The organism is Haloarcula rubra, assembly GCF_019599465.1.
In the GTDB taxonomy this organism is placed as follows: domain Archaea; phylum Halobacteriota; class Halobacteria; order Halobacteriales; family Haloarculaceae; genus Haloarcula; species Haloarcula rubra.
In genome coordinates, this window is the sequence record NZ_RKLR01000003.1 from 508,490 (window position 1) to 535,109 (window position 26,620).

General features: G+C 65.9%; 32 protein-coding genes, 2 tRNA genes and 1 pseudogene. 20 read left to right on the plus strand and 15 right to left on the minus strand.

Annotated elements, in window-relative coordinates; genetic code table 11:
- Positions 1–251: 251 nt before the first annotated feature.
- From leuD to EGH21_RS10950, 7 genes are all read right to left on the minus strand, one after another.
- Complete coding sequence (gene leuD, locus EGH21_RS10920; protein WP_220618504.1) at positions 252–896, minus strand: 3-isopropylmalate dehydratase small subunit; 645 nt, start codon at positions 894–896, stop codon at positions 252–254.
- Entirely contained in the window at positions 893–2,314 is a 1,422-nt protein-coding gene (gene leuC, locus EGH21_RS10925) for a 3-isopropylmalate dehydratase large subunit (RefSeq protein WP_220618505.1), read from the minus strand. Before leuC ends, leuD begins: the two co-directional genes overlap by 4 nt.
- Complete coding sequence (locus tag EGH21_RS10930) at positions 2,311–2,562, minus strand: DUF7989 family protein (RefSeq protein ID WP_220618506.1); 252 nt, start codon at positions 2,560–2,562, stop codon at positions 2,311–2,313. Before EGH21_RS10930 ends, leuC begins: the two co-directional genes overlap by 4 nt.
- On the minus strand, positions 2,555–3,586 hold the full coding sequence (ilvC, locus tag EGH21_RS10935) for a ketol-acid reductoisomerase (protein ID WP_220618507.1): 1,032 nt from the start codon (positions 3,584–3,586) through the stop codon (positions 2,555–2,557). Before ilvC ends, EGH21_RS10930 begins: the two co-directional genes overlap by 8 nt.
- Positions 3,579–4,166, minus strand: coding sequence for an acetolactate synthase small subunit (gene ilvN, locus EGH21_RS10940; protein WP_220618508.1), 588 nt, complete (start codon positions 4,164–4,166; stop codon positions 3,579–3,581). The genes ilvC and ilvN overlap by 8 nt, the downstream gene beginning before the upstream one ends.
- A gap of 14 nt (positions 4,167–4,180) precedes the next feature.
- The gene (gene ilvB, locus EGH21_RS10945) at positions 4,181–5,944 is read right to left on the minus strand and encodes a biosynthetic-type acetolactate synthase large subunit (protein ID WP_220618509.1); all 1,764 of its coding nucleotides are present in this window, start codon (positions 5,942–5,944) and stop codon (positions 4,181–4,183) included.
- A gap of 333 nt (positions 5,945–6,277) precedes the next feature.
- Complete coding sequence (locus EGH21_RS10950) at positions 6,278–7,525, minus strand: LeuA family protein (protein WP_220618652.1); 1,248 nt, start codon at positions 7,523–7,525, stop codon at positions 6,278–6,280.
- A gap of 111 nt (positions 7,526–7,636) precedes the next feature.
- On the opposite strand from EGH21_RS10950, the gene EGH21_RS10955 reads away from it, so the two are divergent.
- Positions 7,637–7,936 (plus strand): DUF5779 family protein, encoded by a 300-nt coding sequence (locus EGH21_RS10955; protein WP_220618510.1) that lies wholly within the window; start codon positions 7,637–7,639, stop codon positions 7,934–7,936.
- Positions 7,937–7,951: 15 nt separating this feature from the next.
- On the opposite strand, the gene EGH21_RS10960 is transcribed toward EGH21_RS10955, so the two are convergent.
- On the minus strand, positions 7,952–8,644 hold the full coding sequence (locus tag EGH21_RS10960) for a VOC family protein (RefSeq protein ID WP_220618511.1): 693 nt from the start codon (positions 8,642–8,644) through the stop codon (positions 7,952–7,954).
- A 121-nt stretch (positions 8,645–8,765) separates the two neighbouring features.
- Here EGH21_RS10960 and EGH21_RS10965 point away from each other — a divergent pair, with 121 nt between their 5' ends.
- Positions 8,766–9,446 (plus strand): hypothetical protein, encoded by a 681-nt coding sequence (locus tag EGH21_RS10965; protein WP_220618512.1) that lies wholly within the window; start codon positions 8,766–8,768, stop codon positions 9,444–9,446.
- A 61-nt stretch (positions 9,447–9,507) separates the two neighbouring features.
- Positions 9,508–9,918, plus strand: a complete 411-nt coding sequence (locus EGH21_RS10970) for a JAB/MPN domain protein-containing protein (RefSeq protein WP_220618513.1) — start codon at positions 9,508–9,510, stop codon at positions 9,916–9,918.
- Here the strand turns inward: EGH21_RS10970 and EGH21_RS10975 are convergent, their stop codons facing one another.
- Positions 9,919–10,128 carry a ribbon-helix-helix domain-containing protein gene (locus tag EGH21_RS10975; protein ID WP_166970745.1) on the minus strand — a complete coding sequence of 70 codons (210 nt, stop codon included), beginning with the start codon at positions 10,126–10,128 and terminating at the stop codon, positions 9,919–9,921.
- Positions 10,129–10,173: 45 nt separating this feature from the next.
- The gene (locus tag EGH21_RS10980) at positions 10,174–10,341 is read right to left on the minus strand and encodes a hypothetical protein (protein WP_220618514.1); all 168 of its coding nucleotides are present in this window, start codon (positions 10,339–10,341) and stop codon (positions 10,174–10,176) included.
- A 200-nt stretch (positions 10,342–10,541) separates the two neighbouring features.
- Between EGH21_RS10980 and EGH21_RS10985 the strand changes: the two genes are divergently transcribed.
- Positions 10,542–10,691, plus strand: a complete 150-nt coding sequence (locus EGH21_RS10985) for an FmdB family zinc ribbon protein (RefSeq protein WP_220618515.1) — start codon at positions 10,542–10,544, stop codon at positions 10,689–10,691.
- A gap of 10 nt (positions 10,692–10,701) precedes the next feature.
- Here EGH21_RS10985 and EGH21_RS10990 read toward each other — a convergent pair whose 3' ends face one another.
- The gene (locus EGH21_RS10990; protein ID WP_220618516.1) at positions 10,702–11,877 is read right to left on the minus strand and encodes a M24 family metallopeptidase; all 1,176 of its coding nucleotides are present in this window, start codon (positions 11,875–11,877) and stop codon (positions 10,702–10,704) included.
- A 244-nt stretch (positions 11,878–12,121) separates the two neighbouring features.
- Between EGH21_RS10990 and EGH21_RS10995 the strand changes: the two genes are divergently transcribed.
- Positions 12,122–12,442, plus strand: a complete 321-nt coding sequence (locus EGH21_RS10995; RefSeq protein WP_220618517.1) for a hypothetical protein — start codon at positions 12,122–12,124, stop codon at positions 12,440–12,442.
- Positions 12,443–12,517: 75 nt separating this feature from the next.
- The gene (gene aroA / locus EGH21_RS11000) at positions 12,518–13,804 is read left to right on the plus strand and encodes a 3-phosphoshikimate 1-carboxyvinyltransferase (protein WP_220618518.1); all 1,287 of its coding nucleotides are present in this window, start codon (positions 12,518–12,520) and stop codon (positions 13,802–13,804) included.
- 18 nt (positions 13,805–13,822) lie between these two features.
- On the opposite strand, the gene EGH21_RS11005 is transcribed toward aroA, so the two are convergent.
- Positions 13,823–14,893 carry a DUF2891 domain-containing protein gene (locus EGH21_RS11005; protein ID WP_220618519.1) on the minus strand — a complete coding sequence of 357 codons (1,071 nt, stop codon included), beginning with the start codon at positions 14,891–14,893 and terminating at the stop codon, positions 13,823–13,825.
- A gap of 126 nt (positions 14,894–15,019) precedes the next feature.
- Between EGH21_RS11005 and aroC the strand changes: the two genes are divergently transcribed.
- The 14 genes and pseudogenes from aroC to EGH21_RS11070 all read left to right on the plus strand — a co-directional run bounded on the left by aroC (position 15,020) and on the right by EGH21_RS11070 (position 23,966).
- On the plus strand, positions 15,020–16,219 hold the full coding sequence (gene aroC / locus EGH21_RS11010) for a chorismate synthase (protein WP_220618520.1): 1,200 nt from the start codon (positions 15,020–15,022) through the stop codon (positions 16,217–16,219).
- 1 nt (position 16,220) lies between these two features.
- Positions 16,221–16,847, plus strand: a complete 627-nt coding sequence (locus EGH21_RS11015; protein WP_220618521.1) for a uracil-DNA glycosylase — start codon at positions 16,221–16,223, stop codon at positions 16,845–16,847.
- Between the two features lie 57 nt (positions 16,848–16,904).
- A complete protein-coding gene (locus EGH21_RS11020; protein WP_220618522.1) occupies positions 16,905–17,645 on the plus strand; it encodes a hypothetical protein in 741 nt (246 codons plus the stop codon).
- Between the two features lie 40 nt (positions 17,646–17,685).
- Positions 17,686–17,769 (plus strand) — tRNA-Ser (locus EGH21_RS11025).
- 214 nt (positions 17,770–17,983) lie between these two features.
- Positions 17,984–19,369: a PGF-pre-PGF domain-containing protein gene (locus EGH21_RS11030; protein ID WP_220618523.1), complete on the plus strand. Its 1,386-nt coding sequence runs from the start codon at positions 17,984–17,986 to the stop codon at positions 19,367–19,369.
- 116 nt (positions 19,370–19,485) lie between these two features.
- A complete protein-coding gene (locus tag EGH21_RS11035; RefSeq protein WP_220618524.1) occupies positions 19,486–19,785 on the plus strand; it encodes a DUF5785 family protein in 300 nt (99 codons plus the stop codon).
- Positions 19,786–19,857: 72 nt separating this feature from the next.
- Positions 19,858–20,196, plus strand: a complete 339-nt coding sequence (locus tag EGH21_RS11040; RefSeq protein WP_220618525.1) for a DUF7344 domain-containing protein — start codon at positions 19,858–19,860, stop codon at positions 20,194–20,196.
- Between the two features lie 207 nt (positions 20,197–20,403).
- Entirely contained in the window at positions 20,404–20,976 is a 573-nt protein-coding gene (locus tag EGH21_RS11045; RefSeq protein WP_220618526.1) for a CBS domain-containing protein, read from the plus strand.
- Between the two features lie 46 nt (positions 20,977–21,022).
- Positions 21,023–21,490 carry a GNAT family N-acetyltransferase gene (locus tag EGH21_RS11050; protein ID WP_220618527.1) on the plus strand — a complete coding sequence of 156 codons (468 nt, stop codon included), beginning with the start codon at positions 21,023–21,025 and terminating at the stop codon, positions 21,488–21,490.
- A 30-nt stretch (positions 21,491–21,520) separates the two neighbouring features.
- Positions 21,521–21,594, plus strand: a tRNA-Thr gene (locus EGH21_RS11055).
- A gap of 83 nt (positions 21,595–21,677) precedes the next feature.
- Positions 21,678–21,734: pseudogene (locus tag EGH21_RS24690) on the plus strand (hypothetical protein); the annotation flags it as partial.
- A gap of 38 nt (positions 21,735–21,772) precedes the next feature.
- Entirely contained in the window at positions 21,773–21,991 is a 219-nt protein-coding gene (locus EGH21_RS11060) for a hypothetical protein (protein WP_220618528.1), read from the plus strand.
- Between the two features lie 816 nt (positions 21,992–22,807).
- Positions 22,808–23,347 carry a hypothetical protein gene (locus tag EGH21_RS11065; RefSeq protein ID WP_220618529.1) on the plus strand — a complete coding sequence of 180 codons (540 nt, stop codon included), beginning with the start codon at positions 22,808–22,810 and terminating at the stop codon, positions 23,345–23,347.
- Between the two features lie 112 nt (positions 23,348–23,459).
- Positions 23,460–23,966 carry an OsmC family protein gene (locus EGH21_RS11070; RefSeq protein WP_220618530.1) on the plus strand — a complete coding sequence of 169 codons (507 nt, stop codon included), beginning with the start codon at positions 23,460–23,462 and terminating at the stop codon, positions 23,964–23,966.
- 307 nt (positions 23,967–24,273) lie between these two features.
- On the opposite strand, the gene EGH21_RS11075 is transcribed toward EGH21_RS11070, so the two are convergent.
- The 3 genes from EGH21_RS11075 to EGH21_RS11085 all read right to left on the minus strand — a co-directional run bounded on the left by EGH21_RS11075 (position 24,274) and on the right by EGH21_RS11085 (position 26,490).
- A complete protein-coding gene (locus tag EGH21_RS11075; RefSeq protein WP_220618531.1) occupies positions 24,274–24,897 on the minus strand; it encodes a plastocyanin/azurin family copper-binding protein in 624 nt (207 codons plus the stop codon).
- 261 nt (positions 24,898–25,158) lie between these two features.
- Positions 25,159–25,314: a hypothetical protein gene (locus EGH21_RS11080; protein WP_220618532.1), complete on the minus strand. Its 156-nt coding sequence runs from the start codon at positions 25,312–25,314 to the stop codon at positions 25,159–25,161.
- A 141-nt stretch (positions 25,315–25,455) separates the two neighbouring features.
- The gene (locus tag EGH21_RS11085) at positions 25,456–26,490 is read right to left on the minus strand and encodes a YhjD/YihY/BrkB family envelope integrity protein (protein ID WP_220618533.1); all 1,035 of its coding nucleotides are present in this window, start codon (positions 26,488–26,490) and stop codon (positions 25,456–25,458) included.
- Between the last annotated feature and the right edge of the window lie 130 nt (positions 26,491–26,620).

Here is a 26,620-nt window from a genome sequence, read left to right on the forward strand (position 1 = left end):
GCGTGTCGACCCGCAGGCCGGTCGCGTATCGGCGTACCAACTCCGGGTACAGCGAACCGAGCGAGCGGGGAGCCGTGCAGTATTCCGGCGTTACTGCCGACTGTCGAGAACGGTGACGGCGCCGTTCAATACGAGGGTAGTCTCGGCCTGTTCGGACTACACGCTCGCGCCGAAGCGACGAAACGCTCCGTAGTCAATCGTCCGCTTCTGCGAACCGGACGCTCGCGCCGAAGCGACGAAACGCTCCGTAGTCAATCGTCCGCTTCGACGTCCGACCGGGTCTGGTCGAGGTACGGCAACTGCGCCGCCGTCTCCTCGATGGCGTTCCGGTTGGCCTTCATCAGGGCCGTCGTGTCCCAGATGCCCTCGACGAGCGCCTGTCGCTGCGCGTCGTCGACGGAGACGGAGATCTCGTTGCCCCCGTACCGGACGGTCTCGGCCGCCACGTCGACCTCGATGTCGCCGTCGGGGTTGTCGTCGACCCACTGCTGGAGCGCGTTGATGCTCTCGTGGTCGGCGGTCACCGTCGGGATGCCCAGCGCGAGACAGTTCCCGGCGAAGATCTCGGCGAAGCCCTCGCCGATGATGGCGTCGATGCCCCAGCGCATCAGCGCCTGCGGGGCGTGCTCGCGGGAGGAGCCACAGCCGAAGTTGTTGTTGACCACCATGACGTTGGCGTCCTGGAACCGCTCCTCGTTCATCGGGTGGTCCTTCTGGTTGTCCTCGTCGTCGAACCGCAGGTCGAAGAAGGCGAACTCGCCCAACCCGTCGAAGGTGACGACCTTCATGAACCGGGCCGGGATAATCTGGTCCGTGTCGATGTCGTTCCCACGGATGGGGATACCGGTCCCCTCGACGTAGTCGACCTCGGGAATCTCCTCGGTGGGGTCGCTCATTGCAGTGCCACCTCCTTCAGGTCGCGTACGTCGGAGACCTCGCCGGTGATGGCCGCGGCGGCCACCATCCGGGGGTTCATCAGGACCGTGCGGCCGTCCTTCGAGCCCTGCCGGCCGACGAAGTTACGGTTCGACGAGGAGGCACAGGCCTCGTCGCCCTCTAGCTGGTCCTCGTTCATGCCCAGACACATCGAACACCCGGCGTTACGCCACTCGAAGCCGGCCTCCTCGAAGATGTCTTTCAGCCCTTCCTCCTCGGCGGCGCGCTGGACGCGCTGACTGCCGGGGACGACGAACGCGCGCACGTCGTCGTCGACCTGCCGGCCCTTGACGATGCGGGCCGCACGGCGCAGGTCGGGGAGGCGAGCGTTGGTACAGGAGCCGAGGAAGGCCACGTCGATGTCGTACCCCTCCATCGACTCGCCGGGATCGACGCGCATGTGTTTCTGGGCGCGTCGAGCGGTGTCCTGTTTGTCGTCGGCGAGGTCCTCGGGCGCCGGAATCGGGTCGTCGATACCGATGCCCTGTCCGGGCGTGGTCCCCCACGTGACGACGGGGTCGAGTTCGCTCGCGTCGATTTCGACGACGTCGTCGTACTCGGCGTCCTCGTCGCTCCGGATGGACTCCCAGTACGGCTTCAGTTCTGCGAACTTCTCGGGGTGCTCCTGGAAGTAGTCCGTGTCTTTCAGCCACTCGAAGGTGGTCTCGTCGGGGTTGACGTAGCCCGCGCGAGCGCCGCCCTCGATGGACATGTTACAGATAGACATCCGCCCCTCCATGTCGAGATTCTCGATGGCCTCGCCGGCGTACTCGTAGACGTAGCCGACCCCGCCCTCGGTACCCAGACGGCGGATGATTTCGAGGATGATGTCCTTGGCCTCGACGCCCTCGCCGAGTTCGCCGTTGACCTCGATCTTGCGAACCTTCTGTTTCTCCATCGCGATGGTCTGGGTCGCCAGCACGTCGCGAATCTGGCTGGTCCCGATACCGAACGCCAGCGCGCCGAACGCGCCGTGTGTGGAGGTGTGGCTGTCACCGCAGACGATGGTCTTGCCGGGTTGGGTGATGCCCTGCTCCGGCCCGATGACGTGGACGATGCCCTGGTCACCGGTCGTCGGGTCCGAGAACTGGATGCCCGCGTCGCGGACGTTCTCCTCGAGTTCGGCCATCATCCGCTCGGCGGCGTCGTCGGCGTAGGGGCGGTCCTGGTTCGCCGTCGGGACGATGTGGTCGACCGTCGCGTGGGTCAGGTCCGGTCGCGCGACTTCGAGGCCGCGCTCCTGGAGCATCCCGAACGCTTGCGGACTGGTGACCTCGTGGATGAGGTGGAGGCCGACGAACAACTGGTCCTGCCCGTTGGGCAGCGTGGTGACTTTGTGCCGGTCCCATACCTTGTCGTACAGGGTGCCTTCACTCATACTGTCTCGTCCCGCCCTTCGGTACCGCGCTCGTAGGCACGAGAGACGCCCTCGCCGGGCGCCTCGTGGTCGACGTCCTCCATCGTCTCCTCGTCGTCTTCGGCGTCGTCGCGTGCGTCACGCGCACCGCCGTCGGCGGCCACTGCTGGGCCGCGCTTGAACGCGGTGCCGAAGGTGTCGTTCGTGTGTGGGTGCGTGTGATCCACGTCGCCCATCGTGTCGTTGCTGTCGGTATCGTTGTCAGTCATCTGCTGGTGCTTCCTCTTTCTGCTCGCCGGCGTCCTCGCCCCACGCGAACAGGTCGCGCAGGCCGGCGCCGACTTCCTCTATCTGGTGGTTCTGTTCTGCGTTCCGGTACTGCTTGTAGGCGGGCCGGTTGGCCTGGTTCTCGTTGATCCACTCGCGAGCGAACTCGCCGTTCTGGACCTCTTCGAGAATCTTCTCCATCCCCTCGCGGTCGATGACCTCCTCACCGCGGGTCAGACCGCCGTACTCGGCGGTGTCGGAGACGGAGTTCCACATCTCCATGTGGCCGCCTTCGTACATCAGGTCGACGATGAGTTTGAGTTCGTTCAGACACTCGAAGTAGGCCATCTCCGGGGCGTAGCCCGCGTCGACGAGCGTCTCGAAGCCGGCCTTGACCATCTCGGTGACGCCGCCGCACAGAACCGCCTGCTCGCCGAACAGGTCGGTCTCGACCTCCTCCTGGAACGTCGTCTCGATGACGCCGGCGCGCGTACAGCCGACGCCCTTCGCGTAGGCCAGCGCCTCTTCTTTGGCGTCGCCGGTCGCGTCCTGGTAGACGGCGATGAGGCCGGGGGTCCCTTCGCCGCGCTCGTAGGTCCGGCGGACGAGGTGGCCGGGAGATTTGGGCGCGACCATCGTCACGTCGACGTCTGCCGGCGGCTCTATCTGCCCGTAGTGGATGTTGAACCCGTGGGCGAACTGGAGCGTGTCGCCGGCGTCGAGTTCGTCCTCGATGGCCTCGTAGACGGCCGGCTGGACCGTGTCGGGCACCAGCAGGACGACGCGGTCGGCCTCGCTGGCGGCGTTGTCAGGCGTGGCCACCCGCAGCCCGGCGTCCTGGGCCGCCTCGCGGGACGCGGAGCCCTTCCGGAGGCCGACGACGACGTCGACGCCGGACTCGTGGAGGTTCAGCGCGTGGGCGTGGCCCTGTGAACCGTAGCCGAGTACGGCAACTGTCTCGTCGTCGAGTGTCGATACGTCTGCGTCGTCGTCGTAGTAGACGGTCGTCGTGAGTTCGTCAGTCATCTTTGTCGAGTGTCTTGGGGCCTCGTTCCAGTGCGGCGGCCCCCGTCCGCACTATCTCTTGCACGTCGAACTGCCGGAACGCCTCGACGGCAGCGTCTATCTTCTGCTTGCTACCCGTAATTTCGACGGTCACCGAGTCGGTGGAGGCGTCGACGGCCTGCCCGCCGTACATCTCCGCGACGGCGTTGACGTCGTCGGGTTTCTCGCCACCGACCTTGATGAGCGCGAGTTCGCGCCGGACCGCTTCCGGCTCCAGTTCCATCACCGAGATGACGGGCACGAGCTTCTGCAACTGCTTTTTGGCCTGCTCGATGCCCGGTTCCGGTTCCTCGATGAGGATGGTCATCCGGGCCGTATCCTCCTCACTCGTCGGCCCGACGGTGAGGCTTTCGATGTTGAACTGGCGACGGCTGAACAGCCCGGACACTTCCGAGAGCACGCCCGGCCGGTGTTTGACCAGCGCCGACAGCACCGCCTGTCGCGGTTCGTGGGTCACTTCGGCCTCGGGGTCGACGCGAATCCCTTGCGAGTTGCGTCGGCCCTCGGGGCGCATCCGTTCGTCGGGTGCGGGACCTGGCATTCCTCCGGTCATGGTTAGAGCATCTCCAGATGGTCTTCTTCCAGTGCGAACAAGCCGTTGTCACCGCCGCTCGGGACCATCGGGAAGACGTTCTCCCCGGGGTCGATGTGGGCGTCGATGACGCTCGGCCCGTCGTAGTCGCGCGCGGCCTGAATCGTGTCCTCGACGTCGTCGGCCTCTTCGAGGCGGAAGCCACGGGCACCGAAGGCCTCGGCGAGTTTGTCGAACTGCGGAATCCACGGGTACTCCGAGGCCATGCGACGGCCCTCGTAGAACCCGTCCTGCCACTGGCGGACCATCCCGACGGCCTCGTTGTTGAGGATGACGTAGGTGATGTCGAGGTTCTCCCGGACCGCCACCGAGAGCCCCTGGACCGTCATCAGGAAGGAACCGTCGCCGTCGAAGCAGACGACCTCCTGGTCGGGGGCGGCGAGTTTCGCGCCGATTGCGGCGGGGACGCCGTACCCCATCGTGCCCAGACCGTGCGAGGAGACCCACGTCCGAGGTTCGGTGTACTCCCAGAACTGGGAGGCCCACATCTGGTGTTGGCCGACGCCGGTACAGACGATTGTGTCGTCCGGCGTCACGTCCGAGAACGTCTCGACGACGTACTGCGGTTTCAGCGGTTCGTCGTCGGGCATCTCGTAGGACATCGGATACTCGTCTTTCCAGTCCTGACACTGCTCGCGCCACTCGTCGACGTCGGGCGCGCGCGGCATCGCGTCGAACAACTGGCGCAGGACCGCGCGAGCGTCCCCGATGAGCGGGTAGTCCGCGTAGACGTTCTTGCTGATTTCGGCGGGGTCGATGTCGACGTGGACGATGTCGGCGTCGGGGGCGAACGAGTCGACGCCGCCGGTCAGGCGGTCGTCGAACCGCGTCCCGATGGCCAGCATGCAGTCGGTGTTCGTGATGGCCATGTTGGCGTAGCCGGTGCCGTGCATCCCGGCCCATTCGAGCGAGAGTTCGTGGTCCTCGGGGAAACTCCCGATGCCGGGCATCGTCGTGATGACCGGAATCTCGTACTCCATGGCGAACTCCCGCAGGGCGTTGGAGGCGTCGGCCTTGATGACGCCGCCACCGGCGAGGACGACCGGTCGGTCGGCGTCGGCCAACACGTCGGCGGCCTCCTGCACGTCCTCGTCGTCGGCCTCCTCGGGCACGTCGTAGGTGTCGGGCGTGCTCGGTGCCGCCGGTTCGACGTCCGTCTCGCCCTGCGTGACGTCCTTCGGGAGGTCCACGAGCGTCGGGCCCTGTCGACCGGCGTCGGCCAGCGCGAACGCCTCGCTGACGTCGTTGCCGACCGTGTCGGAGTGGCTCGCGAAGTAGCTCTCCTTGGTGATGGGCTGAGTGATGCCGACGGTGTCGGTCTCCTGGAACGCGTCGTTGCCGACGAAGTCCGTCGGGACCTGTCCCGTCAGCGCTATCATGGGGTCCGAGTCCATCGACGCGTCGGCGATGCCGGTCACGAGGTTGGTCGCGCCCGGCCCCGACGTGGCGAAACAGACCCCGGGGTCGCCGGTGACGATGCCGTACGCGTCGGCGGCGTGAGAGGCCCCCTGCTCGTGGGCCATCGTCACGTGGGTGATGTCCGAGTCGTACAGCGCGTCGTAGACGGGCATGATGGCGCCGCCCTGAACGCCGAAGATGTACTCGGCGCCCGCGTTCTCTAACGCGCGGACGACGGACTGCGCGCCCGTGGTGATCGGTTCTTGTTCCTCCGTCGGTTCCTCGTCTGTCTGTTCCTCTTCCGCGGGAACGGACGCACGTTCGCTCATGCTGTCGTCCCCCCGTGTGTCGGTCGCGATGGTGTGTGTCCTGCGTGCATAGCTGGCGTCTCTGCTGTGTGGTGGAAAGTCGGTACGGCCGGCGACGAAAGTGAGGTGTGAGGGGCTATACAGCCCCTACAATACGCACGTCGCGAAGAAGGTCCGCGCCGCTGGCGATGGGTCGAACCCGAACTCCAGCGTGCGCTGTCATCACGTCGAGAATCTGTTTGCCACGGGTAATAAACGTTCTGTGAGAGGTGCTGGCGCACGTCCCGGTCGCGAACACGCGACACTGCGCGCCGCTGGTGGCTGTTCGTCGCGGCCGGAGGTCCGGTCATCGGCCTACGCGCGGACCTCCTCGGTCTCCTCGTCGACGCCGACTTCGGTGGCGAACCGCTCCAGTTCGCTCATCGTGACCTGCTGTTTCTCCGCGCCGTAGTCCTTGACGCGGCGGGTCACTTCCCGCACTTCGGCGTCGGTCGGCGCGTAGCCCGCGTCGACCAACCGCTCGCGTACCGAGTGTGCACCGGTGTGTTTCCCCAGCACGAGTTCGCGCTCGGCGCCGACCATCTCGGGGGTCATGACGCCGGGTTCGAACGTGTCGGAGTTCTCGATGACGCCGGCCGCGTGGATGCCGCTCTCGTGGGAGAAGGCGTTGCGTCCCACGATGGGCTTGTTCGCCGGCACCGGGATGTCGGACTTCTCCTCGACCAGCCGTGACAGCTCCGTGATACGGGTGGTGTCGATGCCGGTGTCGACGTCGTACAGCGACTCCAGCGTCATGACGACCTCTTCGTAGGCCGCGTTCCCGGCCCGTTCGCCGATGCCGTTGACAGACACCTGCGACTGACTCGCACCCGCCTCGAAACCGGAGATGGCGTTGGCGGAGGCCAGTCCGAAGTCGTCGTGCGTGTGGACGTCGATGCGGGCGTCCGTGTGCCCGTCGACCTTCTCGATGAGGTCGTAGAACCGTCGCGGTGTCGCGACGCCGCACGTGTCCGGGATGTTTATCCAGTCCGCACCCGCCTCGGACGTCGCCTCGATGACCTCCAAGAGGAACCCCTCGTCGGTCCGGGTGGCGTCCATCGGCGAGAACATGCACTCGGCACCGGCCTCGACGATGCGCTCGACGCTCTCGACGGCGCTGTCGAGCGCCTCCTGCCGGGTCGCGTGCATGGAGTCTTGCAACTGTACGTCCGACGTCGAGACGAAGGTGTGGACCATGTCCACACCCGAATCCAGAGCCGCCTCGATGTCTTTCTCTACCACACGCGCCAGACCGCAGGTCGTCACGTTCGTGGACTCGGCGATGTCGCGCACTGCCTCGAACTCCGCGTCGGAGTTGACGGGGAACCCGGCCTCGATGACGTGGGTCCCCATCTCGTCGAGTACAGCGGCTATCTCGCGTTTGTCCTCGTAGTTGAACGACGTGCGGGGCGACTGCTCGCCGTCACGCAGCGTGGTGTCGAAAATCCGTGCGTCTGTTATCTCAGACGTGGAATCCAGTGTGCCCTGGAAGAACTCGATCCGCCGGAGATTCCGACGTGCCCTCGTTGTTGGACATAAGCACCTATATCTGGACACTTCCAGTATTTATACTTGTCCATCGGGGTCGTTCTGGGCGGTCGGGCACCCCCGGCGGATGCCACGCGTCAGACGCCGGGCCGAGGATTTTTGCCGTCGCCGCGTCTCTACGCGGGCATGAGTGATTTCGAGGGGCTGGACCTGCAGGCCGTCGAGGACCAGATGGAGGCCGACGCCGACGCGGGCGGGAGCAACCGCGTCGTCCTCGGCGTCCTCGACGGGTCGACGGCGGACGACGAGTGGTTAGAGATGGTCGAGAACGGCGTCGTCCTCGTCCTGAACGTCGACGGCGACCTGAACGAACTCGCGTCGGGGTTCGCCCGGCCGGTCAAGGAGTCCGGCGGCGAACTGATGCACTTCCGCGGCTTCCTCGTCGTCACCCCGCCCGGCGTCAGCATCGACACAGACCGCCTCTGAGCCGCGTTCTCGCGGTTAGTTCCCCTCGCTCACGAGCGTCAGGTAGTGCCCGTCCGGGTCCCGGATTCGGACGCCCTCGTCGACGGACGTGACCGCCAGCGCGTCGTCGGCCACCTCGCGGGCGACCGACTTCGGGTCCGCGGCGGCGACACCGAAGTCGACGTGGACGCCGCCCCGGGCGTCGGCGATGCCGAGGCGTGGCGACCAGAGTTCGAGGTCCAGTTCGCCCGTCGTCAACCGCACGCGGCCCGCGTCGCGCCCGTCGTCGACCATCTCGAACCCGAGCGTCCGGTAGAACTCGACAGCGGGGTCGAGGGCCTCGACTTCGAGGACGAGTTCGAACAGGCCGGTGACCCCGTGGCCGTCGTGCGAACGCTCGCCCAGTTCGACGCAGTTCCCTTCGGGGTCGTAGAAGTACAGCGAGCGCTTGTCGCCGAACGTCTCCTCGACGAGGTCGAACCGCTCGTCGAGGCGGTCCCACCAGTCGTCGTACTCCGATTCGGGAATCGTCATCGCGTAGTGGGTGTGCAGGCCGCCGCGCGGGACCGGCCCCGGCGACCGCAGACGGAGTTCGGTGTCGCCCGCGGTCAGCACGGCCGACTGTTCGGTCTCTCTGACCACGTCCATCTCGAGGAAGGCGTCGTAGAACGCCGTCATCCGGTCCGTGTACTTCACTTCGAGGGTGAGCCACTCCGGGTGGGAGACCATACGACGACGTTCGTCGCCGAGGGTCAAAACTGTCGGTCCTCCCGGTCGGTCCGAGACCGACACCGTGTGCTCGATACCCGCAGTTCGAGCATTTATCCACACCGAGGGCCTACGATGCGGTATGCCTATGAAAGGTTCTGGGTCGGCGACAGGGTGGGAGGAGACGAACCGCTGGGACAGAGGCGCCAGTTGGCTCGCATATCCGGAAGAGACGATGCAACGGGCGAGCCACGCTCTCGACACCGACGCGGGCGTCGTCGTCGTCGACCCGGTCGACGTCGACGGTATCGACGACCTGTTCGCCGAGTTCGACGAGGTGGCCGGCGTCGCGGTCCTGCTGGACCGGCACAAGCGCGACAGCGCCGCCGTCGCGAACCGCCACGACGTGCCGGTGTACGTCCCCGAGTGGATGTCCGGCGTCGCGTCCGACCTCGACGCCGACGTCGAACGCGTCCGTCGGCAGATTCCCGGCACCGACTACGGCGTCCACAAACTCGTCGAGAACCCCGTCTGGCAGGAAGCGGCGCTGTACGGTGACGACGACGACACGCTGGTGGTCCCAGAAGCGGTCGGGACGGCCGACTACTTCCTCGCCGGCGACGAGCGGTTGGGCGTCCACCCGATGCTCCGCCTGACGCCGCCGTCGAGACTCGAGCGGCTGGACCCGGACCGTCTGCTCGTCGGTCACGGCCACGGCATCATGGCGGACGCGACGGAGGCGCTCACGTACGCGCTCCGTGGGTCTCGGTCGCGGACGCCGAGCCTCTACGCGAAGAACGTCAAGTCGCTCGTCTTCGGCTGAGCCGGGCGACGCCGGCACTCGCCGGCGACGGGGTTATACGCGCACCGCGACAAGTGTGACCGTGGTATACGTCACACGCGGCCTCGTCGAGACGCTGTTACGGCTTGCGCGGGAGGCAGAGCCCGACGACGTGACGATATCGCTGGCTGTCACGGCGGCCGGGGACCTGCCCGAGGCGGACCTCGATCCCGAGACGCCGGTGTTCACGGACTTCTACCTCCCGTCCGCGGGCGGGTCGGTCAACGCCGTCTTCGGGATGGACCTCGGGACGCCCGCCGGCCAGACCCACGGCCGGTTCGTCTCGCATCCCGACGGCTACATGGGCGTCAGCAAGACGGACGACCTGCACGCGGTGGTGTTCGTCGCCATCCCGCCGTGGGAGGAGGAGACGTTCGCCGCGTTCGACCGGTCGGGCCGGAGACAGGACGTGACGGTTCTCGACGTGGAACCGCCCGAAGAGTCGCTGGCCTGACTACTCCAGGTAGCCGAGGTCCCGCAACTGGTCGGCGATGTCCTGAAACTCGGCCTCGGTCAGTTCGCCCTCTCGCTGGTGCTGGACGACGATACTGCGAAGGAGGAACCGGACGAGGTCCGACGTACTGGAGAAACTGGTCCCCTCGATAGTGCCCTCGACGCGTTCGGCGAGGTCTTTCGGTATCGAGACGGTCGTGTATTCGGCCATATCTGAAGGGATGCCGGCCGGCAGGAAAACGGTTGTGTCCCGTCGTCAGCGGGGCTCGTCGGCTTCGGTGTCGAACTGCCCGGCCGTCGCGGAGCTGGTCGGTGAGAACATCATCTGGGCGCGGTCGGAACCGGACCGGTGCGCGCCGTCGAAGGTGGGGTTGGTGGTCGGATACGCGTCGTCGTCGGTGGGTGTCGTGATTCGTGTGGTCATCCTGGGGGTCGTGTGGGTCGTCTGGAGTAGTCGTCTGTGTGGGCTGAGCGTGCGTGTGCGGCGCGTGCTTTGGGTACAAGCATAGGCTACCACCTCCTTTTGCCCCATCTATCATAAATGTTCATGTTTAATTCGCAGAGTGACGCTGCAGTGACAAGAACTTTGGTAATCCACGTGGTACGTTACCGTGGAGGACACCAATGGGCCTCCTCTCACGCCTCACAGGCATCGGCGGGAACGACACGGACGAAGCGGTCGAGATGGGCTACGAATGCGTCGTCTGCGGGAAACAGACGGAACTGCCGGAAGCCGCGTGTCCGAACTGCGGCGGGCAGATGGAGCAGTTGTAGGACTGCCCGCCTACACCACCAGCCGTTTTCGGTACTCCGTGAGGTTCTCGTAGCCGTCTTCGGTGACGACGGCGATGTCCTCGATGCGGATACCGCCCACGTCGGGGTCGTAGAGGCCGGGTTCGATAGTGACGACGTGACCCGGTTCGAGTTCCCCGCCGTTCGGCGAGAGACGGGGGAGTTCGTGGACGTCGAGGCCGACGCCGTGGCCGGTGCTGTGGATGAACCCCGTCTCCGTCCGGTCGTCGCTCCGTAACGTCGGGTGACCGGCGTCCTCGTAGACGTCGCAGACGGCGTCGTGGACGTCCTCGCCGGTCGCGCCGGGTTCCAGCGCTTCGAACGCCGCGTCCATCGCTCGTTCCGTCAGGTCGTACCACTCCCGGACGGTGTCGCTCGGCGTCCCCTTGCAGAACGTCCGGGTCATGTCGGCGTGGTACTTCGTCGTCTTGTCCCGCGGGAAGATGTCCACGATAATCGGCTCGTCGGCCGTCAGCGGGCCACTCCCGCGGTCGTGGGGGTCGGCGGCGTCGGCCCCACAGGCGACGATAGTCTCGTCGAGCGAACAGCCGTTTCGCAGCAGCGTCACCTCTATCTCCTCTTTGACGCGCTCGCTGGTCAGCGTCTCGCCGTCGTGTTCGAGCGTGCCGTCGTCTGCGACGGTGGCGTCCGCGAGTAGTTCCTCGGCGGCGGCCATCGCCCGTTCGTTCGCCCGCTGGGCGACGCGGACGTGTTCGACTTCCTCGTCGGTTTTGGTCGCTCGAATCTCGGTGACGACACCGTCGGTGTCGGCGGCCACCTCGACACCACGGGCCCGGAGGCCGTCGGCCGTCTTGAGCGGGAACCGCGGCGGAACGGCGACGCTGTCGACGCCGTAGGAGTCGAGGAACCTCGCGAGGACGTGCGAGACGGCTTCGTCCGAGCCGTACTCGTCGACCAGTTCGGCGTGGTCGAAGTCGACGTAGCGCTGGACGGACTCGGCGCGTGCCTCACGCTTCGCCCGGCCGAACTCCAGACTGCGTGGGAACAGCAGGTGCGTCTCCCCGTCGTACAGCGTGACGAACGGGTCCGGCGCGTCGAAGCCAGAGAGGTAGTACTGGTCGGAGTCCTCCGAGTCCGCGTCCAGCAGATACCCGTCGGTGTCCGTCTCGTCGAGGTACTCGTCAAGTGCCGAGAGGTCCGGGTCCATACGCAGGCGTCCGGGCGGCGATGGCAAAGGGCTACCGACGCACACCAGCAGTGGCGGTGGCGAACCCGCAGATACGCGGGCCCCGGGGGAATCTCCCCGCCGAGCGACTCTACTGCATGGCATCCGATAGAACGGCAATCGAACAGACCGTCACGCCCCGTCGAGGCGGTGAGTGCGTGACAATCGCACAGTAACCGCGCCCTCAGTGTCTGGTATAAGTACTGAGGCAGCGTCTAGTGTCGGTATGGCGACAATCACGTCGCGGTACCCGATGGCACAGAGCGCCGGTGAACTCACCCGCAGGACCACGCTCGGCGCCCTCACGGCCGTCGTCGTCGCGCTGGTGGTCCTCGCTATCGTCGACGCGCTCGCCCGCCTGACCGACCGTCCGGTCCGTAACTTCGTCGCCGTCTCGGCGCTCGTGTTCGTCGGGATGCTCGTGCCGGTGCTCGTCGTCGCCCCCAGTCTGGGGGTCACCGGGGTCGGACAGGCCGTGCTCGTCGCGTTGCACGTCGTCGTCGCCGTCCCGCTCGTGGCGTTCGTCGTCGGCGCGGTTCGGCTCTGAACGAGCCCTCACGTCCGTTCTCGCTCGGTCTCGCAGAGCGGTAGCCTCTTGTCGCCCGCCCGCAATCGCCCGGACATGGACGTCACGATACGCGAGTCTGCGGTCGCCGGGACCACGCAGGCCCCGCCGTCGAAGAGTTACACGCACCGGGCCATCCTCGCCGCCGGATACGCCGGCGGCGCGACGGTTCACGACCCACTCGTCAGCGCCGACACGAAGGCGACGATGCGCGCCGTCAGCGCCTACGGCGGCACCGTCGACCGGAGCGACGAGAGCGCCATCGCCGTCGAAGGGTTCGACGGCCGCCCCGAGACGCCCGACGACGTAATCGACTGCGCCAACAGCGGCACGACGATGCGGCTGGTGACGGCGACGGCCGCCCTACAGGACGAACTGACGGTCCTCACCGGCGACGACTCGCTCCGCTCACGTCCGCAGGGCCCCCTGCTGGACGCCGTCGGGCAACTCGGTGGGCGCGCCGACAGCACGCGCTCGAACGGGCAGGCTCCCCTCGTCGTCGGCGGCGGTATCGACGGCGGCACCGTCGCCATCCCCGGCGACGTCTCCTCGCAGTACATCACCGCCCTCCTGATGGCCGGCGCCGTCACGGAGTCGGGCATCGACGTGGACCTGACGACCGAACTCAAGTCCTCCCCGTACGTCGACATTACGCTCGAAGTCCTCGAGGACTTCGGCGTCACCGCCGAACAGACCCACGACGGCTACACCGTCGCCGGCGGCCAGTCCTACGACCCGGCGGACGGCACCTACCACGTCCCCGGCGACTTCTCGTCGATGAGCTACCTGCTCGCGATGGGCGCGCTGGCCGGCGACGATTCCGTGACGGTCACCTCGGCGTTCCCGAGCGCACAGGGCGACTCCGCCATCGTCGACATCCTCGACCGGATGGGCGCGACGCTCGACTGGGACCGCGAGGACGGCGAAATTACCGTCGAACGGTCGGCGCTGTCGGGTATCGAAGTCGGCGTCGAGGACACGCCGGACCTCCTGCCGACCATCGCGACGCTCGGCGCGGCCGCCGACGGCGTCACCCGCATCACCGACGCCGAACACGTCCGCTACAAGGAGACGGACCGCGTGAGCGCCATGGCCGAGGAACTGACGAAGATGGGCGCCGAAGTCGAGGAGAAACAGGACGAACTGGTCGTCTACGGCGAGGACACCAGCCTGCACGGCGCGACCGTCGACGGGAAAGCCGACCACCGCATCATCATGTCGCTGGCCGTCGCCGGCCTCGTCGCCGACGGCGAGACCACCGTCACGGGCACCGAACACGTCGACGTCTCGTTCCCGAACTTCTTCGAGGTGCTGTCGGACCTCGGGGCGGCAGTCGAGCGGTAGGGGCGTCTCCTCGCCCGTTCACTCCGGAGCGATGCCGCCGTCGTGGCGGGTCAGCAGGTAGAGCACGAACGACGAGAGCCAGTGCGCACCGGCGTAGTCGTCGGTGAAGGCGCGCCCGATACCGCTCTCGGCGTGACGGGCCGCGCGCTGGGACAGGGTATCCGCCGCCGGGTGGTCCTCGAGCGTCTCGGCCACCCCCGCCAGACACCACGCCCGCGACAGGTTCAGGCCCACGAGATGCAGGGACAGGCCGTCCTCCTCCTCGATGCCGACTGGGTCCGGTAACACCCCGTCGGGGTCGCTCGCCAGCCCCGGCAGGAACCGGTCGAACCAATCGGCGAACTCGTCGCCGTCGAGGACGCGCCGGAGCAGGTCCGCCTCTGTCAGCGCCGGGGAGACGAAGTCCCAGCCGAGCGGTTCGTAGGCCAGTGGGTACTCCCGGTCGTCGCGGAAGCACTGCCGGGCAGTCGTCGCGACGCTGTCCGCGAGGTCGTCGTCGCCGGTCACCCGCGCGTAGTCCAGGAACGCGGAGAGCGCGAACGCCGTGTTGCCGTGCGTCCCGACCCTGATGGGTCGCTCGACGGGTAGGTACTCGCGGTGGGTCAGGTCGACGACGAGCTCCTCCAACGGGCGCAGCGCCGCCCGCCAGTCGGCCGCGCGGTCGTGGGTCGACAGCTCGAGTTCCGCCGCGAGACGCAGGAGCCACGCCCAGCCGTAGGGCTGCTCGAAGCCGGGGTTCGCCTCGAGATGGTCGACCTCCGCGGCGACGTTCTCGGGCGTGAGCCGCTCGTCGAGCGTCGCCACGATGTCGCCGGCCACGGGGTGGTCGTCGAACACCCGCAACTGCCGGACGAGCGTCCAGTGGCTGTGGACCGCCGAGTGCCAGTCGTAGCAGCCGTGGAACGTGGGGTGCTGCTCGGCGGGCTCCGGGACGTCGTCCGGGCCCTCGACGTCTCGAACGTAGTGCGGGTACTCCGTGTCGACGCAGTCGAGCGGGTGGCGGGCGAGGGCGGTTCGCAGGTCCGTCTCCACCCAGTCGCCGTGTCCACTCACGGCCGTCTCGGGGTCGAGGTCGGCCAGCGGTTCCATACTGACGCGTCCGCTGGGTCCGTTTTGAAAGGTACGGTTTCTGAACCGTGGGAGGACCGGCGTCGTCCACCGGTCCGTGGCCCGCATCTACAAGGTTCAAATGGCCCCGTCCCTCACACATTCGTAATGAACGGCAACGAGTTCGGTCGTCTCTTTCGGATGACGACCTACGGCGAATCGCACGGGGAGGCGATGGGGTGTACGGTGTCGGGCGTCCCGGCCGGCGTCGAACTCTCCGAGGAAGAGATTCAGAAGGACTTAGACCGGCGGAAACCCGGACAGTCGATGATTACGACCTCCCGGGGCGAACCGGACAAGGTGAAACTCAACTCCGGGGTGCAGGACGGCTACACGACGGGGACGCCCATCGGGATGGTCATCCAGAACAAGGACGCGCGTTCGGGGAAGTACGAACCGTTCATCACGGCGCCGCGGCCCTCCCACGGCGACTACACCTACTCGGCGAAGTTCGGGACGCGCAACTGGGGCGGTGGCGGCCGCTCCTCGGCCCGCGAGACGGTCAACTGGGTCGCCGCCGGCGGCGTCGCCAAGCAGGTCTTAGAACAGTCCGACTACGACGTGACCATCAAGGCCCACGTCTGCCAGATCGGCGATGTGGTGGCCGACGACGTGACCTTCGAGGAGATTCTGGAGCACTCCGAGGAGAACGAGGTCCGGTGTGCCGACCCCGAGGCCGCCGAGGAGATGCGCGAACTGGCCGACCAGTACCAGACGGAGGGTGACTCCATCGGCGGCGCCATCTACTTCGAGTGTCGCGGGGTCCCGTCGGGTCTGGGCGCGCCGCGGTTCGACAGTTTCCCGTCCCGACTCGCACAGGCGATGTACTCCATCCCCGCGGTCAACGACTTCGAGTACGGCATCGGCCGCGAGGCCCGGACCACGGCCGGCAGCGAGTACAACGAGGACTGGGCGTTCGACGACGACGGCAACCCAGTGCCGGAGGGGAACGACCACGGCGGCATCCAGGGCGGCATCACCACGGGCCAGCCGATATACGGCGAAGTTAGCTGGCATCCGCCAGTCTCTATCCCGAAGACCCAGACCACCGTCGACTGGGAGACGGGCGAGGAGAAAGAGATTACCGTTACCGGGCGTCACGACCCCGTCCTGCCGCCGCGGGCCGTCCCCGTCGTCGAGGCGATGCTGTACTGCACCGTACTGGACTTCATGCTCCTCGCCGGCCGCATCAACCCGGACCGCCTTGACGGGCGTCCCGGCGAGTACGACACCGACTACCACCCGTCCAGCCCGCAGAACGACCCCGAGGACGCGGAGACCCACGCCAAGACCGTCGACGAGGACTAGCATGGACGCCAATCAGGAGTCCATCTCGAACCCGTTCGGGATGGACGAGGACTGTCAGAACTGCCCCGAACTCTGTGACATCCGGGCGAACGTCGTCCACGGTTACGGCGACGTGGGCGCGGAGTTCGTCGTCCTCGGCGACTCGCCGAGTGCGGGCGCTGACGAGTCTGGCATCCCCTTCACCGGAGAGACGGAGCGCGAACTACTCGACGTCCTCCACGCCGTCGACATGGTCGAGGACCCCGACGCCGCCGAACCCGAGATGAACAACGCCTTCCTCACCTACGTCACCCGGTGTCGCCACCCCGACCGGCCGGCGACCGAGGAGGAAGTCGTCAACTGCGAACCGTACCTCAACAGCGAGATACGGATGATAAACCCCGAGATTCTGCTCCCCGTCGGCCAGCGCCCCCTCGAAGAACTGGCCTTCGAGTACACGACGCTCTCGGAGGACGAGTTAGACGTCGCGGAGCGACACGCGACCACCATCCGCGGCCGTGGCTTCGAGATTCTGCCCATGATTCCGCCAGCCGAACAGACCGACGACGAACGCGAGGCGTTCCTGGAGCACTTCAGCGACGTCCTCGGGCAGGACTACCGCCAGACGAAGGGGCGGCGGGGCCGCTAGACGCCCGGCAGGGCAGAGAACGCAACCGACTAACCCCGTCCGGTCACACAGTCGGACATGACCACGGTCGCAGTCCTCGCGGACCCGCCTGTCGAGACGTTCGTCCTCCCCGAACTCGTCGGCGACTTGCTGGACGAGAGGGAAGTCACGGAACTGTACACCGCGATGCTCGGCGACGTCTGTCGCGCCGTCGAGGCCAGCGGCGCCGAGTTGCTCGTCAACTACCGCTCTCCAGAACAGGCCCCCGACGGCGTCGACCCCGAGGCGGCGGTCAGAGAACCGCTCGACGAGGCCCTCCAGAACCCCGACGACGTGCGCTACGAGGTGCAGGTCGGGTCGTCCTACGCGGCCCGCGTCGGCAACACGGTCACGCACCTGCTGGACCGCGAGGGCGTGGCGACCGTCGCCGCCGTCGAACCCACCGCCGCACTGCTGGCCCGCCAGCAGATAGACAGCGCCGCGATGAAACTCCGTTCGAGCGACGTCGTCCTCGGCCCGTCGACCGACGGCCGCGTCTACTACGCCGGGTTCGGCGAACCGATTGACTTCGAGGAGGCGTACACCACGCCCGCCGTCGAGACTCTCGTCGACCGGGCCGCCGACGCCGACCACGGCGTCGACTTCATCCCGACGAACCCCGTCGTCGAGACGCTGGCCGACCTCCGGACGGTCGTCCCCCTGCTCCGGGCCCGTGTCCGGACCGGACGCGTGGTGCCGCCACGGACGACTGAACTCGTCGACGAGTTGGGCCTGCGCGTGCGAGACGGCGACGGCGCTCCCGAGCTGGTTCGCGAGTAATCGATAGGCCTTAGAGGAGTCGGTCGTTAGCACTGCCTGCGGTGGGGTGGCAGAGTGGCCTATTGCGCCGGTCTTGAAAACCGGTATCCTCACGGATTCCTGGGTTCAAATCCCAGCCCCACCGCTTCTGAGGGGACGGCCGTGACCGAAGAGCGGTGCAACTGGGAGTTACGTCGTGGCAGACCGAACGCGGTGAAGTCTGGTGTCGGGTCCGAGTCCCGGCCCCACCACTTCGCTGTCGTCGTGTACTCCGAGCGTATTTTTCGGCGTCGATAGGTCAAAAAACCGTGGTAACGACCGGTCGGTTTTAAGCCGCTGGTACGGGACAGGACGACGTGATGCAGCCAGATAGCTGGTCAGACTGGGACGTCCGGAACCGCTGTGTTTCCGTGAGTCTCGTCGTCCTCCTCGTCGCCGGGGCGCTCGCGACACCCGCGGCGGCGGCACCGAGCATGTACCTCTCGAACGCGAACGTACAGGAGTCGACGGTTCTCGTCGGCGAGAACGCCACGGTCACCGCCCGAGTGAAGAACCTCGGCGACGAGTCGGGCGGGTTCACGTTCGAGTTCAAGCGCAACGGCAGCGAGTTCGCCTCACAACGGGTCGTGGTCGCCGCCGACGAGTCTGTGAGAGTCTCCCAGACAGTGGCGTTCAGTTCGCCGGGGACGTACAGAATCTCCGTCAACGACCGCCAGGCCGGACTCGTCGACGTCCAGCGCGCGACGGCGGCGGTCCAGAGCACCGACGACGTCCAGCGGACAGTCGAGGTCCGTGCGGGGTCGGTGCCGACGAACGAACCGTACACGCTGGACTTCCCGGACGCGGCGAACCGCTCGTTCGCCGTCGAGACGTGGACGGTCCAGACGGGCGAGGCGTCCTACACTCAGCAAATCGTCGAGTACACCGACCCGGCAGCGGCGACGGTAGCGGTCCCGTCCGGCAGGTCGGCGACGGTCGCCAGCGTCTTCACCGTCGACTCGACGGCGGACGTCGAACGGGCGACGGTCCGGTTCTCGCTCAATCGCTCCCGGCTCCGAGCGGTCGGGCTGGAACAGAGCGAGGTGACCGTGTACCACCGTAACGGGTCCGCGTGGGAGCCACTCGAAACGGAAATCGTCGAGGAGCGGGTGAGTAGCGTCGTCTACGAAGCGACGGCGACGGACTTCTCGACGTTCGCTGTCGGCCGCATCGAACCCGAGTTCACCGTCGAAGACACGTCGCTCGGCACGTCGCAGGTCGAGAGCGGTCAGCGCCTCGTCCTCGAAGCCGTCGTGCGGAACAACGGGAGCGTCGCCGGCGACTACGAGGGTGCGATGGTGGTCGACGGCGAACGAGTGAACGAGACGACCGTGTCGATTCCGGCGGAGAGCGAGCGCACCCTCCGCCTCTCTCACGACGTCGATTCGGCCGGCACCTACGAGATTGCGTTGAACGACGAGGACGCCGGAAGCATCGTCATCACCGAAGGGCAGGTCGCAGACGACACGTCGGCGGCGACCGACACGGAGTCCACCGACAGTCAGTCTACGCCCGGGGAGACCCCGGCGACCGGTGACGGTCCGGACATCCCGCTTCCCGCGGGCGTCCCCGCGACGGTGATGGGCATCGACACCGTCTACCTCGCTGGTGGCATCGGCGTCGCCCTGGTCGTCTTCTTCGGGCTCGTGTTGGTACTCCGCCGCGGGGGCGGCGGCAACGACAGCGGTGGGTTCGACCAACTGTGAGGCCGAGTGGGGGGCCCGACTGCAGGAACCCCGCCGAATCGGACCGCGGAACGGCGTCGCTTCGGAGCGGTCGCCGGAGAGCAATCCTTTTTGTGTCGCTGTACCCAGCGTCCAGTATGGACTGGCCGCACGACCCAGACGGCGAAGAGGGCAGCGAAGGCCGACGGAAGTACGGACACGCTATCCTCGCGAAGAAGATAGACGAGGAGGAGGACTTCCCGCTCACGGCCGCGGAGTACGTCGACCAGTACGGTGACCACCCGGTCCGTATCGACTACGAGACGGTCGTCAGCGTCGAGGAAGTCTTCGAGTCCGTCGACCAGGACGAGTTCGAGGACTTCCCGGATTTCCACCGGGCCCTCGGTCGGGCACTCCGTGAGGCCGACCTGTGGCCGTACCGACTCGAACACGCCTGAACAGCGGGGGAGATGTTCTGTGTGGTGTGAGTGCACGACACATACTTGTAGGGGACCGTCGTACGCTCCACTATGGCGACACGAGGCACGGACGACGATTCGGACCCGGCGGCGCTACCCGATTCCGTCGTCGACGACCTGCTCGAAGCGGACAGTCGTCGGCTTGCCCTGTCGATTCTCGACGAACGCGACCGCCCGGTGGTCGTCGGCGACCTCGCGGCGGCCGTCGTCGCCCGTCGGCGAGGGGTACCGGAGTCGGCGGTCAGCGACGTCGACCGGGAAGCGATGCGAGAGGAACTGTTCACCGAGCACATCCCGAAGTTGACGGCGACAGGGGTCGTCGAGTACGACTCGATGGTCGGGACCGTAGAGCTCCGGCGGCGAGGTATCGTCGGGCGAGGACGGGCCTGACTCGCCGCTCGAACCGTCCTCAGAGACACCGCCCAGCGGTTGCTCCGTCGGCTGGACTACCGGATGGGACGGCGGTCTGTCCGTTCTGAAGTCGGGTGGTCAGTACTACGACCCGTCCGCCGCCGAGAACTAGCCTTGGTCTTCGGTACCGCATGACATAAACGTGGTGGAGGTATCTTTTAGCCACCTCGGCAGATAGTGACACACATGAACGACCCGGTCTCCGTACGGGAGGTGATGAACCGCGAGTACGTCGGCGCGAGCGAATCTGACGATCTCCTCGAGACGACCGAACTCATGGTTCGGGAAGACCAGACGACCGCACTGGTCCTGCGCGGTAACGACCCCGTGGGCGTAATCACACAGGCGGACGTACTCGGCTATCTCGTCTCCGAAGGGAGCCTCGAATCGGCCACCGTCGGCGAAGTGATGACGGAGTCGGTGCCGTCTATCTCTCCGGACGCTCGCCTCCCGGAAGCGCGCGACCAGATGGCCGCCTGGTCGTCGGACTGGGTACTCGTCACCGAGGACGGCGACCCCCTCGGGACGCTGACCGAACACGACATACTCTCGACCGCCCGACTGGAGAGCGAGACGACCGAGCAAGTGGACCAGGAGGCCCAGATGGCGACCACCGGGCAGGGAGCGACGACGGACAGCGCGACGGCCGCCGAGGACTCCTTCGAGGAACAGGGTATCTGCTCGGCCTGCGGGACCTTCGCCCGCAATCTCGCGTCGTTCAACGGCCAGTTGCTGTGTACCGACTGTCGAGACGTCTGACGATCACGGCACGAACTGTTTTGCACTCGTACGCCCCAGATACGCCGTGGAGATAACGCTCGGGACAACGGCCGACGTGGACGCCGTCGTCGACCAGTGGGTCGACCTCGCAGGCGACCAGCAAGCGCACGGCTCGCACCTCCTCGCGTCGGAGAACCGGACCGCGATACGCGAAGCCGTCCTCCAGCGTGTCGTCGCCGACGGACTGCTCGTGGCCCGGGAGGGTGAGACGCTCGTCGGGTTCGCCATGGTCGCGATGGAGCGCGGTCGGTACGAACAACGGACCGCTCGCGGCCTCGTCGAGAACATCTACGTCCGCCCCGACTACCGCCGCGAGGGCATCGGTAGCGAACTCCTCCGCGCTGGCGAGGCAGCGCTAGCGGAGAAGGGTGCCGACGTCGTCGCACTGGAGGTGATGGCCGAGAACGAATCGGCTCGCGAGTTCTACGCCGACCACGGCTACGCCCCCCACCGAATCGAACTGGAGAAGTCGACCGAAAACGATACTCTCTAAACAGTCCCCCTGCAACGGACGAACGCGAGCGCCAGGGGAGCTTGGGTGGTCCAAGCACTCGACTTGTAATCGAGAGTTCGTGGGTTCAAATCCCACCCCTGGCTTAGCGCCTCGTGTTCGAAGCGGGGACATGTGACCCCCCGTAGCTGTCGACTTCTGCCGCGGGACTTTCTGGAAGTGTCGAGGCGTGAGTCCGCTGTGTGACAACCGCGGTGCACACGTCTCTGCGCGGTACTATCGCGTGCGTTCGGGCAACGACGGCGAACACCATAGAAGCCCGGAGTGTGTGAACCCGACGCCGTCCGCGAGACCCACGTCGACGCGTCCGGGTTGTTCATCCCGAGCGATGTTCGGGAGTTTCGCGGTCAGAACGTCTTTCGAACCCCGTGGGCGACGATCCAATACGTCGGCAGTGAGCCACTGGAGGCATACTACGGCCTGATCGACGCGAGCCACTTCGGCGACGTCGACATAGAGCCCGCGGTTCGGTGTGACGGTTGACAGGTGTCTGGCGAGACTGCCCACCGTTCGCCGAACGCTGACGCGACGACCGGGGGGCTGGCCTTACTCGTCGACTAACGTCTCACCGCACGCAGGGCAGGCAGCGCCAGTATTTGTACTGTCGAGGTCGGACTGTTCTCCCGTCCAGCCACACATTGCACACTGCAGTAGGTTGGGTCCAGGCACTGGACATTCGGACCGTCCGCCGCCGTATCAAAAAACGTGGTGACGGGGCCGGGGAGTTTCGGATACCCAGCGAAGTCCGTAGCCTAGCTGCGGGTACTGACCGGAACAAGCAGAGTGGCAATGCGTAGCGCCGCAGAATTGACCGGTCCGAAGGCGATCGGCCTCGACGTCGAGGACCTCGTCGTCGTCGCCGTCGACAAACTCGCACCTGCCGAGGACGACGACGCCCGGCGACGAGCGGGTGTTGGTCTCAGTCGCCGTGATCCCCGCGTCGCTCTTGGACGAACACGTGCGTGGACGGTGGCGCGAGACCGACCGTCGCGAGGGCACACTCGCGAAACTCGGCTGGCCACACGTGCTGGGAGATGCGTGGTAGATGTTGGACCTTCAGCCGTCGGGCCTGTGGTCTGCCCCATTTTCCCCGACGCCGTATAGAAACAGACAGAGAAGGATCGTCCCGACGAGCCAGACGACGACGGCGCTTACAGCCCATTCTAACATACCGGTCCCTAGAGAACGCGGATTACGTTATTATGAGCGGCTTAAATCGCTCTGGAGAGGGAGCTTCGGGTCTGCTGCCGAGTTCCGAGTCGAGTCGAACGCCGGCGGCGCTTTGGCGGGTGATGCCTGATGCCCTCGACACACCAGAGTGGCGAGTCAGGCGAGCGGTCGCGTTGTCTCGGTCTTGCAGAGCGCATCGGCGAGGACCCAGCGTGGTGGCTGGATCAGGACCTCATGGCACGCCCCGCAAAGCGCCAGATCGACCACGAGGGGACCGGGGCCCAGCAGGTACGCGTCGTCGAGAATCGGGCTGTGGCGACCGCGGCTGGGATGGTGTTCTCGCTCATCGACGGCAGCGACATCATTCGCCGGGTCCGGGCATGGGAAGCGGTCGAACGACGACTGGCGAACGACCGCTACGACTCTGCAGTCGACCCAGCGGAACCGCGCGAGGCTATCGTGCGCCGGCTGGACCAGCGCGAAGAGTGGCCTGGGCTGCATGGCGAGCGGCCCGAGCGGCTTCCGCACGGGCCACGGCGGCCCTGTGGGTGTTGCGAGGACGAGGGGGTGACGGCCGCCGACCTCCGTGAGCGTGATGCGGCGGCCGCCGAGCAACTCACGATGGGTACTCGCCCGATGGCATCGACACCAGCGAGACGTCGTCGGTGAACTTCACGCAGGACGGCACTCAGCCGTCGGTCCGAAGGTCGTGGATGTATCGGTCCGTATCGAAATCGGAACGGAAGAATCATGTTGGCGTACTAATAACTTCCGGACGGGCATGCCAGACATTGACTTGCAAGAAGAACAGGAGCCGTTGAAAAACGAGTACGAGGAGAATCCGGAGGCAGCACAGATCTCGTTGACCGCGACCGGTGAGGAGCAGGACGACGTCCGGGCCTGTAGCGTGGATATCGGGCGAGCGATCTACGAGGCAGAGCTCCACGAGGGGGCGGGTGGGCCCGGTGTGGCAGCTTGTTCGGGAGACCTGTTGTTGGGGTCATTGGCGGCCTGCTCGCAGTTGACCGCACAGGCCGTAGCGGAGAACTTCGGCGTCAACGCCGACATCAGTGTGGAGGCCAGCGGAGACCTCGATCTTCGCGGGACACTGGGCATCGACGAGGATGCACCGGTCGGGTTCGAGGGTATCCGTCTGGACGTGTCTGTCGACGGCGACCTCGCTGAGGACACGCAGGCCGCGCTCCAGAAGTATACCGAACGATACTGCGTCGTGTACCAGACGCTGGCGGAGCCACCCGCGATCGAGACGGCCTGGTCGTTTGAGTAGGTGGGTTTGGGCTGCGGAGGTCGGCAGCGGCGGTTGGTAGGAATCGGCTGGGAACAAGTCGGCCAGTCGACGACATCGTGGGAGACGTCGCGTTCGAGCCGTGGCTCCGGCGGCCGATCGAGAACGCCTCTCGGTGAAGGGATAGGATGTGGCTTGCGTGGATGGAACAGAGGGACGTCGCTGTGGTCACCGCTTTAGTGGAATATCGCTCCCGAGCACTTCGATATCCACATCGCGCTACCAACGACAGAGAGGATCCGAACAGAGCGGGACCGACTACCGCATCGCGACGTCGGTATCAGGTCAGTCACTTCCCCGTGACGAGCACTGCTCCCCGCATCCCAAAGAGATTTTCTCGGATAGGATCTAGCCCCATTTTGACGAGGAACGCATCGAACGCTGGATACGGCGTGCCGTGGGGATGGCAGAAGTAGAGATACGTACCACTCTCCTCGAACGTGTACGTGAACGAGTTCGGCGCTGCCGCATGCTCGTCGAAGAGCATCCCATGGTCACCCGTAGTCGCCGGATCAGACGGGTCACCGGCAGCTTCGTTGTACGACGTCACGGAGTGATGCGCTGCTACCCACCGCCAGGTGATTTCGGTTCCAGGGGACACTTTGACTACCTGCGGGTCGAATGCGAAGGGGCCCTGCTCTTCTGGGAATGGCGCATCGATATTCGTGAAGGAACCCACCGAGATATCTACTTCAGATTCACCAGTTCGATTGGCTATGCCACCATCCCAGGGATCGTCGTTCCACTCCGCTTCGTCGTTCAGGAACGCACCGATACCGTTGCCCCGTCCGTATCCGTTGCCTCTATCGTCGTTGTTGCCAGCACTCGCGGTAGCTGTCCAAGTTAGACAGCCTACAGCGCCGGCTCCAATCGATTTAAGCACTGATCGTCTGCTTCTGTAAGATTCTATCATATGGCCAATACAAATGTACGTTTGGGGTAATGAACGATAGTTATACGTTTGTTTTCTTGGAGCCGATTGATGGGTAGTCAGTGACTTCGTCACGGTGTTCGGGTTACAATGATTGTTGCTTTCTGTGTTCGATGGCGAAGGTTTCCACTGAATTAGTTGGTCGGCGGTTTTATTTCGCTAATAGTTCCCGTGGCCTAGAACGTGGTTGGCATTGTCATCTTTACTGCGGGGCAGGAGGAGGGCTATCAGGGCTATCAACGGTCAGTGGCCGACGGCTACGAACCCGGTGAGGTCGCGGTTTTTCTCCCTACTGAGTTTATAGCTCGAGTTCGCGAGGATACACCGAGACGGCTGTGGGGGACCGCCGTCGTTGATACCTGGCGGAAGGTCGAACAGGGCGATATCGACATCGTCCATCGCGATGGCGGGTGCGTCGCTCAGGCGCGTGTGCTATCGACATCTGGACAACGTCGAATTACCGGCTCACTTGTACGACAGAGAAGGGGTTTCTTGGGACGCGGCGAACTTCTGGCTCTTCTCTCCGGGACTGCCACCCGTTCAGTCGTCGGGCCACCACCGGAGTGTCATCGCCACCGAGTCGTCCAGTCCGAACACGCTCGGCTCTCGCTCGACGGTGGCGGTCTGTGGCGTGACCAGCACGATTGTCTCCTCGCCGACGGTTATCGTCACGGCTTCTTCGCCGTCGACGAGCCGGTCGGCGAGGCCGTCGAGGTCAGACAGCAACACGGCACGGTCGACGGCCGCGTGCTCGTCGGTTGCCCGTTCGGTGACGCCGCCGACGACCGGCGCGATGTCGACGTCCGCGGAGCGGTTCGAGAGGACGGCGTTGACGACGGCACCGAGCAACACGACGAGGCCGACGACGTAGAGCCACGTCAGGAGGACGAGGATGCTGGCGACGAGGTTGGACCCGGCGCCGCCGGATTTGAACGTGGTAAAGAGCGCCTGTGCGACGGTGAGGCCGACCGCAGCGAGGGCCGTTCCGGGGACTACCTCGGCCACCGTGACGTCGGTGTCGGGGAAGACGTAGTACATCGGGTAGAACACGACGAACAGGCCGACGGCCGTCGTCGTCCCCCGGAACAGGGTGCCGAGGACGCCGTCGCCCGATACCGAGACGAAGTTTCCGACGAGGGAGACGCCGACGATGGCGACCGCGACGGTGGCGAGCAACAGCAACCCGTCCAGCAGTTGGTCGCCGAAGGTGTTCTCGCTGCTGGTCTCGTAGATATCCGAGAAGGCGGTGTCGAGGCCGCGAAAGATACGGAGCGCACCCCAGACGAGGAACGCGAGGCCGAGCAGGGAGACGGAGGCGTCCGCCTCGGTCAACCCCTGCTGGATGAGTTCGCTGGACTGCTCTGTCAGCACGGCCCGCATGATGCCGACGACGGAGTCGCGGAGGACGACGTTCTGCGTCCGCTGGACGAGGGTCAGGACGAGCAACAACAGCGGGAGGATAGAGAGGAACGCGTGGTAGGCGATAGAACCGGCCATGAACGTTATCTTCTCTGTCCTCGCCTCGTGGATAATCGCCCGCAGTACCTCCGTCCCGCGGGCGGCGTCGACTCGCATAGCCGGCCTTCGGTGCCCCCGCGCAAATAGCCGGCGTCCCGCGACTAATTGCCCACAAATGCCGCACGGCACGCCGACGCACGATTCGGCATACTCCGAACGGCCGGTTATTGCCGTACCGCGATTAGCT